This is a genomic window from Pseudomonas xantholysinigenes (assembly GCF_014268885.2).
GTDB lineage: Bacteria > Pseudomonadota > Gammaproteobacteria > Pseudomonadales > Pseudomonadaceae > Aquipseudomonas > Aquipseudomonas xantholysinigenes.
Genome location: NZ_CP077095.1, coordinates 4,513,772 through 4,531,602, shown reverse-complemented (window position 1 = coordinate 4,531,602; position 17,831 = coordinate 4,513,772). Strand labels below are relative to the sequence as shown.

Annotated in this window: 15 protein-coding genes; 2 read left to right on the top strand and 13 right to left on the bottom strand. The window is 63.9% G+C overall.

The window, feature by feature from the left end:
* Position 1: 1 nt before the first annotated feature.
* The 13 genes from HU772_RS20270 to HU772_RS20210 form a co-directional block, all read right to left on the bottom strand.
* Positions 2-1,081 carry a polyamine ABC transporter substrate-binding protein gene (locus HU772_RS20270; protein ID WP_186658703.1) on the bottom strand — a complete coding sequence of 360 codons (1,080 nt, stop codon included), beginning with the start codon at positions 1,079-1,081 and terminating at the stop codon, positions 2-4.
* Between the two features lie 52 nt (positions 1,082-1,133).
* Positions 1,134-1,475, bottom strand: a complete 342-nt coding sequence (locus tag HU772_RS20265; RefSeq protein ID WP_186658700.1) for a cupin domain-containing protein — start codon at positions 1,473-1,475, stop codon at positions 1,134-1,136.
* Positions 1,476-1,508: 33 nt separating this feature from the next.
* Complete coding sequence (locus HU772_RS20260) at positions 1,509-2,915, bottom strand: NAD(P)/FAD-dependent oxidoreductase (RefSeq protein ID WP_186658697.1); 1,407 nt, start codon at positions 2,913-2,915, stop codon at positions 1,509-1,511.
* Between the two features lie 64 nt (positions 2,916-2,979).
* On the bottom strand, positions 2,980-3,789 hold the full coding sequence (locus HU772_RS20255; RefSeq protein ID WP_186658694.1) for an AraC family transcriptional regulator: 810 nt from the start codon (positions 3,787-3,789) through the stop codon (positions 2,980-2,982).
* Positions 3,790-4,077: 288 nt separating this feature from the next.
* Entirely contained in the window at positions 4,078-5,046 is a 969-nt protein-coding gene (locus HU772_RS20250) for a peptide ABC transporter ATP-binding protein (protein WP_186658691.1), read from the bottom strand.
* Entirely contained in the window at positions 5,046-6,014 is a 969-nt protein-coding gene (locus HU772_RS20245) for an ABC transporter ATP-binding protein (RefSeq protein WP_028689621.1), read from the bottom strand. The genes HU772_RS20250 and HU772_RS20245 overlap by 1 nt, the downstream gene beginning before the upstream one ends.
* A 10-nt stretch (positions 6,015-6,024) precedes the next feature.
* A complete protein-coding gene (locus HU772_RS20240; protein ID WP_186658688.1) occupies positions 6,025-6,951 on the bottom strand; it encodes an ABC transporter permease subunit in 927 nt (308 codons plus the stop codon).
* Positions 6,952-6,961: 10 nt separating this feature from the next.
* The gene (locus HU772_RS20235; protein ID WP_134689956.1) at positions 6,962-7,972 is read right to left on the bottom strand and encodes an ABC transporter permease subunit; all 1,011 of its coding nucleotides are present in this window, start codon (positions 7,970-7,972) and stop codon (positions 6,962-6,964) included.
* 75 nt (positions 7,973-8,047) lie between these two features.
* Positions 8,048-9,643, bottom strand: a complete 1,596-nt coding sequence (locus HU772_RS20230) for an ABC transporter substrate-binding protein (protein ID WP_186658685.1) — start codon at positions 9,641-9,643, stop codon at positions 8,048-8,050.
* Positions 9,644-9,715: 72 nt separating this feature from the next.
* A complete protein-coding gene (locus HU772_RS20225; protein WP_186658682.1) occupies positions 9,716-11,098 on the bottom strand; it encodes an OprD family porin in 1,383 nt (460 codons plus the stop codon).
* Between the two features lie 158 nt (positions 11,099-11,256).
* Entirely contained in the window at positions 11,257-12,849 is a 1,593-nt protein-coding gene (locus HU772_RS20220) for an ABC transporter substrate-binding protein (RefSeq protein ID WP_186658679.1), read from the bottom strand.
* Between the two features lie 219 nt (positions 12,850-13,068).
* Complete coding sequence (locus HU772_RS20215) at positions 13,069-14,694, bottom strand: ABC transporter substrate-binding protein (protein ID WP_186658676.1); 1,626 nt, start codon at positions 14,692-14,694, stop codon at positions 13,069-13,071.
* 312 nt (positions 14,695-15,006) lie between these two features.
* Positions 15,007-15,729, bottom strand: a complete 723-nt coding sequence (locus HU772_RS20210; protein ID WP_186658674.1) for an SIMPL domain-containing protein — start codon at positions 15,727-15,729, stop codon at positions 15,007-15,009.
* A gap of 195 nt (positions 15,730-15,924) precedes the next feature.
* Between HU772_RS20210 and HU772_RS20205 the strand changes: the two genes are divergently transcribed.
* Together HU772_RS20205 and HU772_RS20200 are read left to right on the top strand one after the other, a co-directional pair.
* Positions 15,925-17,184 (top strand): ATP-binding protein, encoded by a 1,260-nt coding sequence (locus tag HU772_RS20205; protein WP_186658672.1) that lies wholly within the window; start codon positions 15,925-15,927, stop codon positions 17,182-17,184.
* On the top strand, positions 17,181-17,741 hold the full coding sequence (locus HU772_RS20200; protein ID WP_186658669.1) for a response regulator transcription factor: 561 nt from the start codon (positions 17,181-17,183) through the stop codon (positions 17,739-17,741). Before HU772_RS20205 ends, HU772_RS20200 begins: the two co-directional genes overlap by 4 nt.
* The last annotated feature ends 90 nt before the right edge of the window (positions 17,742-17,831 follow it).

The following is a 17,831-nucleotide window of genomic DNA, read 5'->3' as shown; positions in this document are numbered from 1 at the left end:
GTCAGTTGCCTGCTTTTATGCTGGTCCAGATCCGCGTCCTGATCCGGTCGATCTTCGCCGGCATCGCCTCCAGCGCATACAGCTTGTCCATCACATCCGCGCTCGGGTAGATCATCGTGTTGCCCTTCAGCGCCGGGTCGACCAGGGCGTCTGCCTGCTGGTTGCCATTGGCGTACTGCACGAAGTTGCTGATGTTCGCCATCACCTCGGGCTGCAGCAGATAGTTCATGTACGCGTACCCAGCTTTCTCGTTGGGCGCATCGGCGGGCATGGCAACCATGTCGAACCACATCGGCGCACCTTCCTTCGGGATCGAATAACCCACCTTCACGCCGTTGTTCGCCTCTTCGGCACGGTTCTTCGCCTGCAGCACATCGCCCGAGAAGCCCACCACCAGGCACACATCGCCATTGGCCAGGTCGCCGGTGTACTTCGAGGAGTGGAAGTAGCTGATGTACGGGCGCACCTTCATCAGCAACGCTTTGGCCTTGTCGTAGTCCGCCGGGTTCTGGCTGTGGTGCGGCAGGCCCAGGTAGTGCAGGGCGATCGGCAGCAGTTCGGGGCCATTGTCGAGCACCGCCACGCCGCAGCCCTTGAGCTTGGACAGGTACTCGGGCTTGAAGAACAGGTCCCACGAATCGACGGGCGCATGGTCGCCGAGCACCGCCTTGACCTTGTCGATGTTGTAGCCGATGCCGGTGCTGCCCCACAGGTAGGGGAAACCGTACTGGTTGCCTGGGTCGTTCACCTCCAGCGCCTTGAGCAACACGGGGTTGAGGTTCTTCCAGTTCGGCAGCTGCGACTTGTCCAGTTTCTTCAGGGCCTTGCCCTGGATCTGCCGGGCCATGAAGTGGTTGGACGGAAACACCACGTCATAGCCTGAGTTGCCGGTCATCAGCTTGCCGTCGAGGGTTTCGTTGCTGTCGAACACATCGTAGGTGGGCACGATGCCGGTGGCCTGCTGGAACTGCTTCAAGGTGTCGGGGGCGATGTAGCTCGACCAGTTGTAGATCTTCACCGAGTCGGCGGCGCTGGCAACGCTTGCGGCCAGCATCAAGGGGGCGAGAAGGTAGGTGCGCATGTCGGGGTTACCTTGCTTTGTCTGTTGTTATCGAAGGCAGGCGATCAGCGGATCAGAAAATCAGGACGTAGGTCTTGCGCACGGTCTCCTGGATATCCCAGGTGCCGAGGCTGTTGGCCGGTAGCATCAGGGCATCTCCGGCTTCTATGAGTAGCGGTTCGCCACCGTCTGGGGTGAAGGTGCAGCGGCCCTTGATGAAATGGCAGAACTCCTGTTGCACGATCTGCCGTCGCCAGCGCCCGGGGGTGCATTCCCATATGCCGGTCTCGACGCCGTCACTGCGTTCGACGCAAGTGACCGAGGTGACCGCGACCGGTTCGCCGAGCGGTACGGCGACCGGGTTGGAACTGTCCAGGATGGCACTGTCGGTGCGCTTGAACTGGGTGATGCTCATGGCCGGTGGATCCTGTGTGGTGATGAAGGGAAGTCAGTGCATGAAGCCTTCCATGAAGTCGGCCAACCCACTGGCCAGGCGCCGCTGCCACAGGGCGCTGGCCGGGTTGGCGAGGGTCCGGTCCTCGTGGACGAAACTCTGGATGATCGCGTTGTAGCCCAGCCAGCGGCAGGGCTCGGGCGGCCAGCTGGCCAGGCTCGACAGCGGGCGGTTGTCGTGTACCCAGGGCTGGGCGGTCAGGGCGTTGTGCTGGCCGAGAATCAACGCCGCCAAGGTGCGTCCACCCAGGTTGCTGGCGCCGACACCTTCGCCGCCGTAGCCGCCGGACAGGGCGATGCCGCGTTGGCGGTCGCACAACATGTGCGGGCGAAAGCGCCGGGCCATGCCCAGGTTGCCACCCCATGAGTGGGTGATGCGCACGTGCTTGAGCTGCGGGAACAGTTCGCCGAACAGGTAGCGACGCAATTCGACTTCGTTGCCGGTGAGGGTGAAGTCCTCGCGCAAGCGACCGCCAAAGCGATAACCGCCGCGCGCGCCGAACACCAGGCGATTATCGGCGCTGCGCTGGCCGTAGGTGACCTGGCGGCTGCTCTCGCTGAAGGCCTGGCCCTGGCTCAGGCCGATCTGTTCCCAGGTCGATTCCGGCAAGGGCTCGGTGGCCACCAGCAGGCTCTGCACCGGCAACTGGTGCCGCCCAAGTGGTGGCAGGCTGGCGGCATAGCCTTCGACGGCGGGCACCACCCAGTGGCTGCGGATGCGCGCCAGTGGGGTGCGCACTTCACCGGCCTGCCAGTCGATGGCCGGGGTGTTTTCGTAGATTGGCACGCCCATGGCCTCGACCGCTCGCGCCAGGCCGCGTACCAGTTTGGCCGGCTGGATCGTGGCGACATGCGGATTGAAGATGGCGCCATAGGGCGTGCTGATCTTCAGCTGGGCCTCCAGCTGTTCGGGACGCAGCCAGCGATAGTCGTCCTCGGTCATGCCCAGTCGATAGAGGTCATCGAGCCAGGCGCGCAGGCTGCGCTCCTGTTCCGGGTAGCGCGCGGCGCAATACAGCACGCCGCCCTTGCGGTAGTCGCAGGCGATGCCTTCACGCAGCAGCACCTCATGGACCTCGTCGGGGATGCCATGCAGCAGGTCGATGCTTTCACGCCGTTGCTGCGGCGAGAGGGTGGCGAGCAGGCGGTCCTCGCCGAGCAAATTGCCCATCAGCCAGCCGCCGTTGCGCCCGGAGGCGCCGAAACCGGCAATGTTGGCCTCGATCACCGCGATGTTCAGCTGGGGCGCCTGGCGCTTGAGGTAATAGGCGGTCCACAGGCCGGTGTAGCCGGCGCCGATGATGCACACATCGACATCCAGGTCCTGGCGCAGGGCTGGGCGCGCGCATAGCGGCTCGTCGAGCTGGTCCATCCACAGGCTGATCGTGCGCAGGGGTTGCATCGGGTCGGGCTCCACATCCACTTGGGTCTGTGGGCGATCCTAGTGAAGCGCTGGCAGGGCTGTCTTACGTGCGTGCACGCAGGGAAATTTGCTTGAGATAGGCCTTGGGTGACAGGCCGGTGTGTTCGCGGAAGCACTTGTAGAAGGCCGACAGCGAGTTGAAGCCGGCGTTGAATGCCAGTTCGTCGATCGGCGTACGCAGGCTTTCATCACCCAGGCTGGCCATCAGGTGTTGCAGGCGGGCCTGGTTGACGTAGCGGTAAAAGCTCTGGCCGAGCACCTGGTTGAGCAGGTAGGAGATCTGGTTGCGGCTGTAGCCGCTGGCGTCGGCGACCTGCTGCAGGTCGAGTTCCGGGTCGAGATAGGGGTGTTGGGCCTGGAAGTAATGCTCCAGGTCCTGGGCCATGGTCGACAGTTGCCGTGGCGACAGGCCCAGGCGGCTGGTGGCCGGGCGTGGGCCGCCCGGCAGGCTGGCGTTGCCGCCCTGGCGTACCAGGGTGGCGTACTCGTTGACCCGCCAGATCAGCCCGTCCTTGACCGTGATCGCCTCGCTGGATTGGAACGCCACCAGGCCATCCCCGCCCTGTACCGTGACCTGGTACTGGATGAACGCGGTGCAGCCATCAACGCGGATGCGGTCGCTGTGGACAATGTCCTCGCCGGCCTCATGGGGCAGGCAGGCGCGCACGTAGTCGCGCAGCTCGTCGAAGCCGAGCACGCGGTTCTGGAAGAAGTCGTGGTACTGGATGTGCGGATGGTACAGCGCCATTACCCCGTCGAGGTCGCGATGCTTCCAGCACAGGTGGTAGCGCATGACGGTGTCGGCGGTGAGCGGGGTTTGCCCGGGGCCGTCTGGGAGGGGAGTGGCGGTCATGGGTTCGATAGTGCATTGCAGAAAACCCAGGTGCAAGGACGTGGACCCGGCATTTTGCACGGTTTTCCTGAGCGGTTACCGGCTAAGGGCTTGATTCGTATGTATGTAATTTTTTGATACAGCTGGCATGGGGGCTGCACCTCTTTTGTTCAACACCGAACGAGGAGAACGGCCATGCGCTCGATACTGCTGTGGATGATTGGAGTGCCGATTCCGGTGATCATCCTGATCTGGTTCTTTATGCATTGAGATCCCCGGGGCCGCAGGGCGGCCCCGGCTTTCTAAAGGCTAAAGAAATTGCTCGGCATAGTGGCAAGCCACCTGCCGCGTGCTCACCTGCCGCAACGCCGGCACTTCCTTGGCACAGCGCTCGGTGGCATGCGGGCAACGCTTGTGGAACGCGCAGCCATCCGGCGGATTCAGCGGGTTGGGCAATTCACCGGCAATGCGGATCTTCGGCTTCAGCGGGTCCGGGTGGATCGCCGGGGTCGCCGACAGCAGCGCTTGGGTGTACGGATGCAGAGGCTTCTCGTAGATATCCTCCTTCGGCCCCATTTCCGCCGGCCGTCCCAGGTACATCACCAGCACCTGGTCCGCCACATGGCGTACCACCGCCAGGTTGTGGGAGATGAACACGTAGGCGGTGTTGAATTCCTTCTGCAGGTCCATGAACAGGTTCAGCACCTGGGCCTGGATCGACACATCCAGCGCCGAGGTCGGTTCGTCCGCCACCAGCACCTTGGGTTGCAGCATCATCGCCCGGGCCAGGGCGATCCGCTGGCGCTGCCCGCCAGAGAACATGTGCGGATAGCGCTGGTAGTGCTCGGGGCGCAGGCCCACCTGCTCCATCATCTTCTGCACTTTTTCGCGGCGCTCGGCCTTGCTCAGCGAGGTGTTGATCAGCAGCGGCTCGGCCAGCTGGTCACCGATCTTCTGCCGAGGGTTGAGCGAGGCATACGGGCTCTGGAACACCATCTGCACGTCGCGGCGCAGTTGCTTGCGCTGGTCCTTACTGGCGCCCTTGACCTCATGGCCGGCGATCTGCAGCGAGCCGGAAGACGGTTCCTCGATCAGGGTCAACGCACGGGCCAGGGTGGACTTGCCACAACCCGACTCGCCGACCACGGCCAGGGTCTTGCCGGCCTCCAGCTCGAACGACACGCCGTTGAGCGCGCGCACCAGGGCGTGGCCCTTGAACAAGCCGCGGGAGACTTCGTAGTGGCGGGTCAGCTCGCGGGCGGAAAGTACGACGGCCATCACGCCACCTCCTGGTTCAGCGGATAGAAGCAACGCACCAGGCTATGGGCCTGGGGATCGAGGGCCGGGCGCTGCCGGCGGCAGTTTTCCTGGACATAGGGGCAGCGCGGCGACAGCAGGCAGCCCTGTGGGCGGTCATAGCGGCCAGGAACGATGCCGGGCAGGGTGGCCAGGCGCTCGGCGCCGATGCTGTGCTCGGGGATTGCCGCCAGCAGTGCTTCGCTGTACGGGTGGGCAGGGATGTCGAACAGCTCTGGTACCTGGCCGACCTCGACCGCTTGGCCGGCGTACATCACGCACACCCGCTTGGCGGTTTCGGCGACCACCGCCAGGTCGTGGGTGATCAGGATGAGCGCCATGTTGCGCTCCTTCTGCAGGTTGACCAGCAGTTCCATGATCTGCGCCTGGATGGTCACATCCAGCGCGGTGGTCGGTTCGTCGGCGATCAGCAGCTTCGGCTCGCCGGCGATGGCCATGGCAATCGCCACGCGCTGGCTCATGCCGCCGGACAGCTGGTGCGGGTAGGCGTCCAGGCGGCTTTCGGCGGCCGGAATCTCGACCTTCTTCAGCAGCTCCAGGGCGCGCTGGCGCGCGGCCTTGCCCTTCAGCCCGAGGTGCTGGCGCAGCACTTCCTCGATCTGGTAGCCCACGGTATAGCTGGGGTTGAGCGCGGTCATCGGGTCCTGGAAGACCATGGCGATGTCCTTGCCCACCACTTTGCGTCGTTGCCGGCCGCTGAGCTTGAGCATGTCGATGCCGTCGAAATTGAGCACATCGGCGGTGATGCGCCCGGGGGCGTCGATCAGGCCCATCAGGGCCATCATGGTGACCGACTTGCCAGAGCCCGACTCGCCGACGATGGCGAGGATCTCGCCGGCGTCCACCGAGAGCTCCAGGCCGTCGACCACGGGTACGGCATTGGCGTCGCCGAAGCGCACATTCAGGTTGTTGATCTGCAACAGTGACATGGCGGTCTCCTCAGGCGGCATTCTTGAGTTTCGGGTCCAGCGCATCGCGCAGTCCGTCGCCCATCAGGTTGATTGCCAGCACACTGAGCAAAATGGTCAGGCCAGGCAGGCTCACTACCCACCAGGCGCGTTCGATATAGTCGCGGGCCGAGGCCAGCATGGTGCCCCACTCGGGAGTTGGCGGCTGCACGCCGAGGCCGAGGAAGCCCAGGGCGGCGGCGTCGAGGATCGCCGAGGAGAAGCTCAGCGTCGCCTGCACGATCAGTGGCGCCATGCAGTTGGGCAGCACGGTGACGAACATCAGCCGTGGCAGGCCGGCACCGGCCAGACGCGCGGCGGTGACGTAGTCGCGGTTCAGTTCGCCCATCACCGCGGCGCGGGTCAGACGCACATAGGACGGCAGCGAAACGATGGCGATGGCGATCACGGTGTTGATCAGGCCTGGGCCGAGGATGGCGACGATGGCCACGGCCAGCAGCAGCGAGGGCAGGGCCAGCATCACGTCCATCAGGCGCATGATCGACGGGCCGAGGATCTGCGGGAAGAAACCGGCCAGCAGGCCGAGCAGGATGCCAGGGATCAGCGACATCACCACCGACGACAGGCCGATCAGCAGCGACAGGCGCGAGCCCTGGATCAGGCGTGACAGCAAGTCACGGCCCAGTTCGTCGGTGCCGAGGATGAACTGCCAGGTGCCGCCTTCGAGCCAGACCGGTGGGGTCAGCAGGAAGTCGCGATACTGCTCGCTGGGGTTGTGCGGTGCCACCCAAGGGGCGAACAGCGCGCAGAACACGATCAGGCACATGAAGGCCAGGCCGGCCACCGCGCCTTTGTTGCGCGAGAAGGCCTGCCAGAATTCCTTGTAGGGCGAGGGGTAGAGCAAGCTTTGGTCAACCGCGCTGGACGGGGTGACGGATTTCGGGATCGGGCTGGTCATGATGGAATCCTCAGCGCTGGTGACGGATGCGTGGGTTGGCCAGGCCGTAGAGGATGTCCACGACGAAGTTGACCAGGATCACCAGGCAGGCGATCAACAGGATGCCGTTCTGCACCACGGGGTAGTCACGGGCGCCGATGGCTTCGATCAGCCATTTGCCGATGCCCGGCCAGGAGAAGATGGTTTCGGTGAGCACGGCGCCGGCCAGCAGTGTGCCGACTTGCAGGCCGAACACGGTGAGCACCGGGATCAGCGCGTTGCGCAGGCCGTGGATGAACACCACGCGCGACGGCGACAGGCCTTTGGCGCGGGCGGTGCGGATGTAGTCCTCGCGCAGTACCTCGAGCATCGACGAGCGGGTCATGCGGGCGATTACCGCCAGCGGGATGGTACCCAGCACGATGGCCGGCAGGATCAGGTGCATCACCGCGTCCTTGAAGGCACCTTCCTCGTCGCTGAGCAGGGTGTCGATGAGCATGAAGCCGGTCTTCGGCTCGATGTCGTAGAGCAGGTCGATACGCCCGGACACCGGGGTCCAGCCCAGACTCACCGAGAAGAACATGATCAGGATCAGGCCCCACCAGAAAATCGGCATCGAGTAGCCGGCCAGGGAGATGCCCATCACTCCGTGGTCGAACAGCGAACCGCGCTTGAGCGCGGCGATCACCCCGGCCAGCAGGCCGATGACCCCGGCGAACAGCAGGGCGGCCATGGCCAGCTCCAGCGTGGCGGGGAACAGGGTGAGGAATTCGTTCCAGACGCTTTCGCGGGTGCGCAGGGACTCGCCGAGATCACCCTGGGCAAGCTTGCCGACGTAGTCCAGGTACTGGACTGGCAGGGGCTTGTTCAGGCCCAGGCGCTCCATGGCCTGGGCATGCATTTCGGGGTCGACCCGGCGTTCGCCCATCATCACTTCGACCGGGTCGCCGGGGATCAGGCGTATGAGCGCGAAGGTAAGCAGGGTGATACCGAAGAAGGTCGGGATCAGCAGACCCAGGCGTCGGGCAATAAAACTCAACATTGTCGGGGGTACCTCATCAGCCGGAACGGCGGCGCCGCCGGACCTCTTGCACAAGGTCCGGCGGCTGTTGTTGTTCTACTTCACCTTGGTGGTGGCGAAGTTGTTGTTGGTCAGTGGGTTGATCACATAGCCTTCGACGTTCTCGCGCATGGCGGTGAACATTTTCGGGTGGGCCATGCTGATCCACGGTTGGTCTTCATCGTACACCGCCAAAGCCTGGTTATAGAGCTTGGCGCGTTCGTCGTTGTCGATCACTTCACGGGCGCGGCTGATCAGTTCCTGGAATTTCGGATTGCACCAGCGCGCGTAGTTCTCGCCACTCTTCGCCGCGTCGCAGCTGAGCATCGGTGTGAGGAAGTTGTCCGGGTCGCCGTTGTCGCCGGCCCAGCCCGCCGAAACCAGGTCGGCTTCGCCCTTCTTGGCGCGGCGCAGCATCTCGGCCCACTCCATCACTCGGATATCGAGCTTGATGCCGATCTTGGCCAGGTCGGCTTGCAGCATCTCGGCGGACAACCGCGGGTTGGGGTTGGTCGGGCCGCCGCCATTGCGGGTGAACAGGGTGATCACCGTGCCTTCGGGGACGCCGGCTTCCTTGAGCAGGGCGCGGGCCTTGTCCAGGTCGTACGGCGGGTTCTTGTTGTCGGTGTTGTAGCCGATCATGGTCGGCGGATAGGGGTTGACCCCGACCAGGGCGTTGCCTTTGCCGAACAGCTGGTCGACGTGGGTCTGGCGGTCGAAGGCCATGTTGATCGCCTTGCGCACGCGCACGTCGCTCAGGTACTTGTGCTGGGTGTTCATGGAGATGTAGCCGGTGACCAGCGCCTCGATCTCGACGACCTTCAGTTTGGGATCGCTCTTCATGCTCGGCACGTCGTCAGGCTTGGGGTACAGGGCGATCTGGCATTCATTGGCGCGCAGCTTCTGCAGGCGCACGTTGCTGTCGGTGGCGATGGCGAAGATCAGCGCGTCGGCCGGCGGCTTGCCACGGAAATAGTCCGGGTTCGGCTTGTAGCGGACCTGGGCGTCCTTGTTGTAGCGCTGGAAGATGAACGGCCCGGTGCCGATCGGCTTGCTGTTCAGATCGCCGGTCTTGCCGGCCTTGAGCAGCTGGTCGCCGTACTCGGCGGAATAGATCGAGGTGAAGGCCATGGCCATGTCGCGCAGGAAGGGAGCTTCCGGGCGGGTCAGGGTGATCACCACGGTGTGGTCGTCGGTCTTCTCGACCGACTTGAGCAGGTCCTTGAAGGCCATGCTCTCGAAATAGGGGTAGCCGACGCTGGTCTTGTCGTGCCAGGGATGGTCTTTGCGCAGTTGCCGGTTCAGGCTCCACAGCACGTCATCGGCGTTGAAGTCGCGCGTGGGGGTGAAGTAGTCGGTGGTGTGGAACTTGACGCCTTCACGCAGGTGGAAGGTGTAGACCAGCCCGTCGGGGCTGATGTCCCAGCGCTCGGCCAGCGCTGGCTGGATCTCGGTGGTGCCGGGCTTGAAGTCGACCAGGCGGTTGAAGATGGCCTCGGCCGTGGCATCGGCGGTGACGGCGGTGGTGTACTGGACGATGTCGAAGCCTTCCGGGCTGGCCTCGGTGCACACCACCAGCGGCTTGGCCGCCAGGCTCGATGCGGCGCCCAGGATGACCGCTGCCAGGGCAGCGCGTAGCGGTAGCGATTTCATGGAACCTCCCTGCAATGCTAGTTCCAGCGTAGCCGCCACGACCCGTGGGGAGTCGGACCGTGGCGGCGACGGTCAGAGGATGTTGAACGGAATGGTGGTCACGATCCGCAGTTCGTCCAGGCTGCCATCGGCCTGGGCCTTGCTGGCGCGGTGCGCGGTGTAGGTGGCGCGGATGGTGGTGTCCTTGAGCATGCCGCTCTGCACCGCATAGCTGGTGCCGATACCCCATTCATAATGGGTTTCGCCGTCCATGCCGCGCACGTCGTAGGCGGTGCCCTTGTAGTGGGTACCGTCGATGCCCCAGCCACGGGCGTTGTACAGGTTGAACTTGAGGCCCGGCACGCCGTACGGCGCCATGTTCAGCACATAGCTGATCTGCAGCGATTTCTCGTTCGGGCCGTTGAAGTCCGACAGCAGGGAGTTGGCCAGGTAGATGCCGTTGGTTTCGTGCAGGTAGTCGAAGTACTCGTTGCCGTTGACCTGCTGCCAGGAGGCGCTGAGTGTGTGGGCCTGGTGCGTCAGGCCCAGCGACAGGCTGTAGGTATCGTTGTCGATCTCGCCCATCTTCTTGCTGCCGGCGTCGACCGTCTTGTAGTAGTTCAGGCCGGTGGTCAGGCTCAGCACCGCGCTGTCGCCCAGCACATGGTTGGCGCCGAAGTAGTACTGGTTCCAGAAGTCCTCGACCTTGGTGGCGTAGAGGCTGGTGGTCAGGCTCTTGAACGGCTGGTAGTTGATACCAGCGGTGCTGGCGCGGTCGGTCTCGACCCCGGCGGCGCCGTATTCGCTGCGGAACTTGCTCAGGCTCTGTTCGGTACGCGGCGAGACGCGGTCGAAGGTCCCCAGGTCGAACGACAGGTTGTCGAACTCGGCACTGTGCAGGAACGCACCCTGGAAGCTCGACGGCAATGCGCGGTTGCCGATATAGGCGATCATCGGCGTGTCCACCGATTGGCGACCGACCGTCAGGGTGGTGTTGGAGATCCGGGCCTTGACGTTGCCCAGGCCCATCTTGCTCCACTGGCCGATCACATCGCCGTCGCTGTGGGTGAGCGTGCGGTTGTTCGGCCCGGCGACCGCGGCGCGGCCGCGCTCCAGGGCGATGGCGTTGTAGGCCGCGGCCTCGACGGCGAAGCCCACGGTGCCTTCGGTGAAGCCCGAGCTGTAGTTGAGGATGGTGCCCTGCAGCCAGTTGTCGCGGCTGTGGGTGGGGTGGCGGCTGCCGTCGCTCTTGGTGTATTTCCACAGCGGCGCGCGGGTGGCGCGCTCGCGGGCATACCAGTTACGGGTGGTGCCAGACAGGCTCTGCCCGTCGATGAAGCCTTTGGCCTCGGCCTGCTCGCTGCCGGACTTGAGCGTGATCGGCACATAGTCCTGGCTGGCGGGTTCGGCCTGGGCGAGGGCGCAGAAGGCGCCGACGGACAAGGCCAGTGCGGTGGTTGCGGTACGTCTCGACATGAAAGCTCCCTTTCTTTTTTTTAGTTATCACCCGGCTTCGTGGGCCGGGCTTGTCACGGTGACGCGGTACTGCGGGTATCTGCCTGGGGGGTGCCAGGCAAATCCGGGCTGCACGCGGTCGCGGGAGTGGGTTGCACGCCCGACCCGACGTTGCAGGGTCAATCGATACTGACGCCGGAAAATACGTTGCGTCCGAAGGGGCTGACCTTGAAGTCTTTCACGCTGATGCTCAGTGGCTGGTTGACTGTCGAGTGGGCCACCGGGGTGATCGGTACCTGCTGCTTGAGGCGCTGCTGGGCCTGTTGGTAAAGGGTGGTGCGCTGTTCGCGATCGGTGACTTGCTTGGCTTTTTTCACCAGCGCGTCGTACTGCGGGTCGCACCACAAGGAATAGTTGTTACTGCCGATGGCGTCGCAGCTGAACAGGGTGCCGAGCCAGTTGTCCGGGTCACCGTTGTCGCCGGTCCAGCCGATCAGGGCGATGTCGTGCTCGCCGCTCTTCATGCGCTTGAGGTATTCGCCCCATTCGTAGCTGACGATGCGTACCTTGAAGCCGAGCTTGTTCCAGTCGGCCTGGAGCATCTCGGCCATGAGCTTGGCGTTGGGGTTGTAGGGGCGTTGCACCGGCATGGCCCAGAGGGTGATTTCGGTGCCGTCCTTGACCCCGGCCTGGGTGAGCAACTGCTTGGCCTGTTCCGGGTCGTACCGGGCGTCCTTGATGGTGCTGTCGTAGGACCATTGGGTCGGCGGCATGGCATTGGTCGCGGGTTGCCCGGCGTCCTGGTACACGGCCTGGATGATCGCCTGCTTGTTCACCGCCATGTCCATGGCCTGGCGCACTTCGAGGCGGTCGAACGGCGGGTGCTGGGTGTTGTAGGCGATGTAGCCGAGGTTGAAGCCGGGTTGGCTCATCACCTGCAACTGCTTGTCCTGCTTGAGTGCCGGCAGGTCGGCGGGGCGTGGGTGCAGGGTGACCTGGCATTCGTTCTTGCGCAGCTTCTGGATGCGCACCGACGGGTCGACGTTGATGGAGAAGATCAGGTTGTCGATTTTCACCCGCTCCGGGGCCCAGTAGTCCTTGTTGCCCTTGAAGCGGATCTGCGAGTCCTTTTGGTAGCGCTGGAACACGAACGGCCCGGTGCCGATCGGCTTCTGGTTGATGTCGCTGGGCTTGCCGTCGGCCAGCAGGTGCTCGGCGTATTCAGCGGAGAGAATCGAGGCGAACGCCATGGCGAGGTTCTGGATGAACGCGGCGTCGACGCTGTTGAGGGTGAAGACCACGGTCAGTGGGTCGGTCTTCTCGACCTTGGCGATGTTCTTGTCCAGGCCCATGCTGACGAAGTACGGAAACTCGGTGGGGTAGGCCTTGCGGAACGGCTGGCCCTTGTCGAGCATGCGGTTGAAGGTGAACAGCACGTCGTCGGCGTTGAAGTCACGGCTGGGCTTGAAGTCCTTGTTGCTGTGGAACTTCACGCCGGGGCGCAGGTGGAAGCTGTACTTCAGGCCGTCGTCGGACACCTGCCAGTCGGTGGCCAGGCCAGGCTGCACGGCGGTGCCGCCGCGCTCGAACTCGACCAGGCGGTTGTAGATCGGCTCGGCCGCGTCGTTGTCGGTGGCGCTGGTGTACTGGGCGGTATCGAAGCCCGCCGGGCTGCCCTCGGAGCAGAACACCAGGTTGTTGGCCAGGCTGACCGGGGCCTGGCTCAGCAGGCCGAGGGCGATCAGGGTGGAACTCAGCGTGGTGAAGCGCATGGCAAATCCTTTGTCCGTGTCGTCGAAACCGGCCGCGTGGGCAACACACGGCTGTGGCGTCCCAGTCCCGACGATAAAGGCGTCGGGAAGTGGGAACCATGGGTTAGGTACTGGTATGGGGGCGGGGAAATTCTGGCGAGCGTGAGGGAATAGCCCTACGTATCGCCCGGTCCTGTCATCGTCCTGTCGCCAACCGCGGCGACAGGACGATCACGGCCGTTACTTCTCCACGCTGACCCCGTAGAAGGAGTTCAGGCCGAAGGGGCTGATCTTGAAGTCCTTCACGGACGTGCTCATGGGCTGATACACGGTGGAGTGGGCGATCGGGGTGATCGGCAGTTGTTCCTTGAGGATGTGCTGCGCCTGCTTGTACAGCTCGGTGCGCTTGGCTTGGTCGGAGGTCGCCTTGGCCTGCTTGATCAGGTCGTCATAAGGCTTGTAGCACCACTTGGAGAAGTTGTTGCCGTCCATGGCGTCGCAGCCATAGAGGGTGCCGAGCCAGTTGTCCGGGTCACCGTTGTCGCCGCTCCAGCCAATCAGCATGGCGCCTTGTTCGCCGCCCTTGGAGCGCTTGATGTACTCGCCCCACTCGTAGCTGACGATCTTGGCCTTGATACCGATCTTGGCCCAGTCAGCCTGGAGCATTTCGGCCATCAGCTTGGCGTTGGGGTTGTACGGGCGCTGCACCGGCATGGCCCACAGGGTGATCTCGGTGCCTTCCTTGATGCCGGCTTCCTTGAGCAGCTGCTTGGCTTTCTCAGGGTCGTACTTGGCGTCCTTGATGGTGGTGTCGTAGGACCACTGGGTCGGCGGCATGGCATTGACCGCCAGCTGGCCCGCGCCCTGGTACACCGATTCTATGATCTGTGGCTTGTTCACCGCCATGTCGAGGGCCTGGCGGACCTTGAGCTGCGACAGCGGGTTGGGCTGGTCGCTGCCCTTGACCTTGTCCATCACGTTGTAGGCGATGTAGCCGAGGTTGAAGCCGGCCTGTTCAGGCATCTGCAGCTTCTTGTCTTCCTGCAGCGGCTTGATGTCGGCCGGGCGCGGGAACAGGGTGACCTGGCACTCGTTTTTCTTGAGCTTCTGCATGCGCACCGAGGCGTCGGTGCTGATGGCGAAGATCAGGTTGTCGATCTTGACGTCCTCGGGCTTCCAGTAGTCCTTGTTGCCCTTGTAGCGGATCTGCGCGTCCTTCTGGTACTTGCTGAACACGAACGGGCCGGTGCCGATCGGCTTCTGGTTGATGTCGGCGGCCTTGCCCTGCTTGAGCAGCTGGTCGGCGTACTCGGCGGACTGGATGGAGGCGAAGCTCATGGCCAGGTTCTGGATGAACGCGGCGTCCACTTCGTTGAGGGCGAAACGCACGGTGTGGTCGTCGACCTTCTCCACCTTGGCGATGTTCTTGTCCATGCCCATGTCGGTGAAGTAGGGGAATTCGGTGGGGTAGGCTTTGCGGAACGGATGGTTCTTGTCGAGCATGCGGTTGAAGGTGAACAGCACGTCGTCGGCGTTGAACGCCCGGGTGGGCTTGAAGTACTCGGTGGTATGGAACTTCACGCCTTCGCGCAGGTGGAAGGTGTAGGTCTTGCCGTCATCGGAGACCTCCCAGCTGGTGGCCAGGCCGGGAATGACCTTGGTACCGCCGCGCTCGAACTGGGTCAGGCGGTTGAACATGGTCTCGGCGGAGGCGTCGAAGTCGGTTCCGGTGGTGTACTGCCCCGGGTCGAAACCGGCCGGGCTGCCTTCGGAGCAGAACACCAGGTTGGTCGCGGCGAGGGCGGACGGTGCGCCGGCTAGCAAGCCTGCGCCGACCAGGAACGGAATGACTGCGTGTTTGAGCATGGTGGCCTCATTGTTGTCATTTTTCGAATTGAGGCGGCCTCGTGAGCCGACCTGCGGATACTTATGCAGGGGCTATTCCCAATGCAACACTCAGCAGGATGGTTGACGCCAAAAACGTGGTACGGACGTACATGGATGTCGCATCCATATAACTTTGGCGAATGTTGATCGTTTGCGCAGGCAAAAGGCGCGAAATTTTCAGGATATTTCGCACTTTTTGTGACAAGCAGATGCACCCGTTTGGTGCGTAGGAAGGGTCTGAAACGGCTGTCCGAGACGGTTTTGACCGCCTCGGACATTCAACTGGAGGTGTCAGGGCACCTGGACTTCGATCAGGCCGTCGGCGCTCATGCTGACTTCGCTGGTACCGGCTTCGATATCGGGTGCTGGCGCGGCTTCGTCAGCAGCCCCCTTGGCCATCATCGCCATGGGCGCATTGCGCAGGTACGGGCGCGGGTAGCCACTGCTGTTGAGGTTCAGGCTGACCACTTTGTAGCCTTTGCCGCCGAGGGCCTCGGTGGCCAGCTGGGCGCGGGCCTTGAAGGCGGCGACGGCGTCCTTGAGCAGGTCGTCCTCGCTGGCTTTGCGGGTGGCCGGGGCGATCGAGAAGTCCATGCCGCCCATCTTCAGGTCCTGCAGCAGGTCGCCGGTGAGCTTGGACAAGGCGGGGAAGTCGGCGCTTTCCAGGCGTAGTTCGGCGCGTTCGCGCCAGCCAGTGATCTTCTGGCCCTTGGTGTCGTAGATCGGGTAGCTGTTGCGGCTGCCCTGGCTGATTTTCACCTCCTTGACCTGGCGGGCTTGCTGCACGGCCTTGTTCATGGTCTCGGTGATGTCCTTGGCGAGCTTGCCCGGGTCGGTGTTCTGCGCTTCGCTGTAGAGCGTCACGACCATCAGGTCGCGGGCCACTTCCTTGCTCACTTCGGCACGCAGCGACACCTGGTTGTAGCGCGGTTCGTCGGCCGCCAGGGCGGGCAGGCTGGCGAGTAGGCCGCAGGACAGGGCGACGGCGGCGGTGGCGCGACGGGGAATATGCATGTGGAGCTCCTTGGCAGTGTAAGACGTGGCATCGAGACCACGCATGGCCGATCAGACCGTGAAACAGTGTAGTGGGTTCAACAGTGCCATCATGAACCTGTGACAAAGTGTGGCGCTTTGCCGCATCGCTGCAGCGAGGTGCCCGGCTTCGGTATACTCCAGCCGATTTTTCTGGAGCACCCATCGGGAGAGCTCATGCTCGTTGCCGCACATCCGTTGTCCGCCACCCGCCAGAACCTTTGGCGTCTGACCTTCATCCGCATCCTCGTCCTCGCTGCCCAGGCCGGCTCGGTCGGCGTGGCCTACTGGACCGAGCTGCTGCCGCTGCCCTGGTTCTCGCTGGCGGTCACCTTGGCTCTGTCGTCGCTGCTGTGCGCCTTCACCGCCCTGCGCCTGCGCCTGTCGCTGCCGGTCACCGAGCTCGAGTATGCCTTGCAGCTGGCCTGCGACCTGCTGATCCACAGTGCCCTGCTGTATTACTCGGGAGGCTCGACCAACCCGTTCGTTTCCTATTACCTGGTGCCGTTGGCGATTGCCGCGGTGACGCTGCCGTGGATCTATTCGCTGGTGCTCTCGGGTATTGCCCTGGTGGCCTACAGCCTGCTGCTGGTGCAGTACTACCCGCTGGAAACGCTGCCGATGGCGCGTGACACCATGCAGGTCTATGGCATGTGGCTGAGCATCGCCCTGGCCGCGGCGGTGATCACCTTCTTCGCCGCGCGCATGGCCGAGGAACTGCGCCGGCAGGAAAACCTGCGCGCCGAGCGCCGCGAAGAAAGCCTGCGCGACGAACAACTGCTGGCGGTAGCCACCCAGGCTGCCGGCGCGGCTCATGAGTTGGGCACGCCGTTGGCGACCATGAGCGTGCTGCTCAACGAAATGCGCCAGGACCACGCCGACCCGATGTTGCAGGAGGACCTGCAGATCCTTCAGGACCAGGTCAAGCTGTGCAAGGAAACCTTGCAGCAGCTGGTGCGTGCCGCCGAGGCCAACCGCCGCCTGGCGATCGTCGAGCAGGATGTCACCGCCTGGCTCGACGAGGCGCTCAACCGCTGGCACCTGATGCGCCCCGAGGCCAGCTACCGCTTCCAGCGTCTGCGCGACGGCGAGGTGCCGCGGCTGACCCCGCCGCCAGACCTGACCCAGGCGCTGCTGAACCTGTTGAACAATGCCGCCGATGCCTGCCCCGACGACCTGGAGGTGCGCCTGGATTGGGACGCCCAGGACATCGTCATCAGCATCCGCGATCATGGCCCCGGCATGCCGCCGGCGATTGCCGAGGCCATTGGCAAACCCTTCATTACCACCAAGGGCAAAGGCTTCGGCCTGGGCCTGTTCTTGAGCAAGGCCAGCGTGACCCGTGCGGGCGGTTCGGTGAAACTCTATAGTCATGAGCAGGGTGGCACCCTGACCGAATTGCGCCTGCCCCATGGCAAGCGAGGAGATGAACGATGAGCGAAGAAATCCAGGTCGAAGGCGAAGAACTGCCGCACCTGCTGCTGGTGGACGACGACGCCACCTTTACCCGGGTCATGGCGCGCGCCATGAGCCGTCGTGGGTTCCGCGTGAGCACCGCGGGTTCCGCCGAAGAGGGCTTGAAACTGGCCGAGCAGGACCTGCCGGACTACGCCACGCTGGACCTGAAGATGGAAGGCGACTCGGGCCTGGTGCTGCTGCCCAAGCTGCTGGAGCTGGACCCGGAGATGCGCGTGGTGATCCTGACCGGCTACTCGAGCATCGCCACGGCGGTCGAGGCGGTCAAGCGCGGGGCCTGCAATTACCTGTGCAAGCCGGCCGACGCCGATGACGTGCTGGCGGCGTTGCTCTCGGAGCACACCGACCTGGATACCCTGGTGCCGGAAAACCCGATGTCGGTGGACCGCCTGCAGTGGGAGCACATCCAGCGCGTGCTGGGCGAGCACGAGGGCAATATCTCCGCCACCGCGCGGGCGCTGGGCATGCACCGGCGCACCTTGCAGCGCAAGTTGCAGAAGCGCCCGGTACGGCGCTGAGATCCTCCCTTTCGGCAAGCTGTCTTGCCTGGTGAGCAGGTGGCACGCACCCGTGTAGGAGCGGCCTTGTGCCGCGAAAGGGCCGCGTAG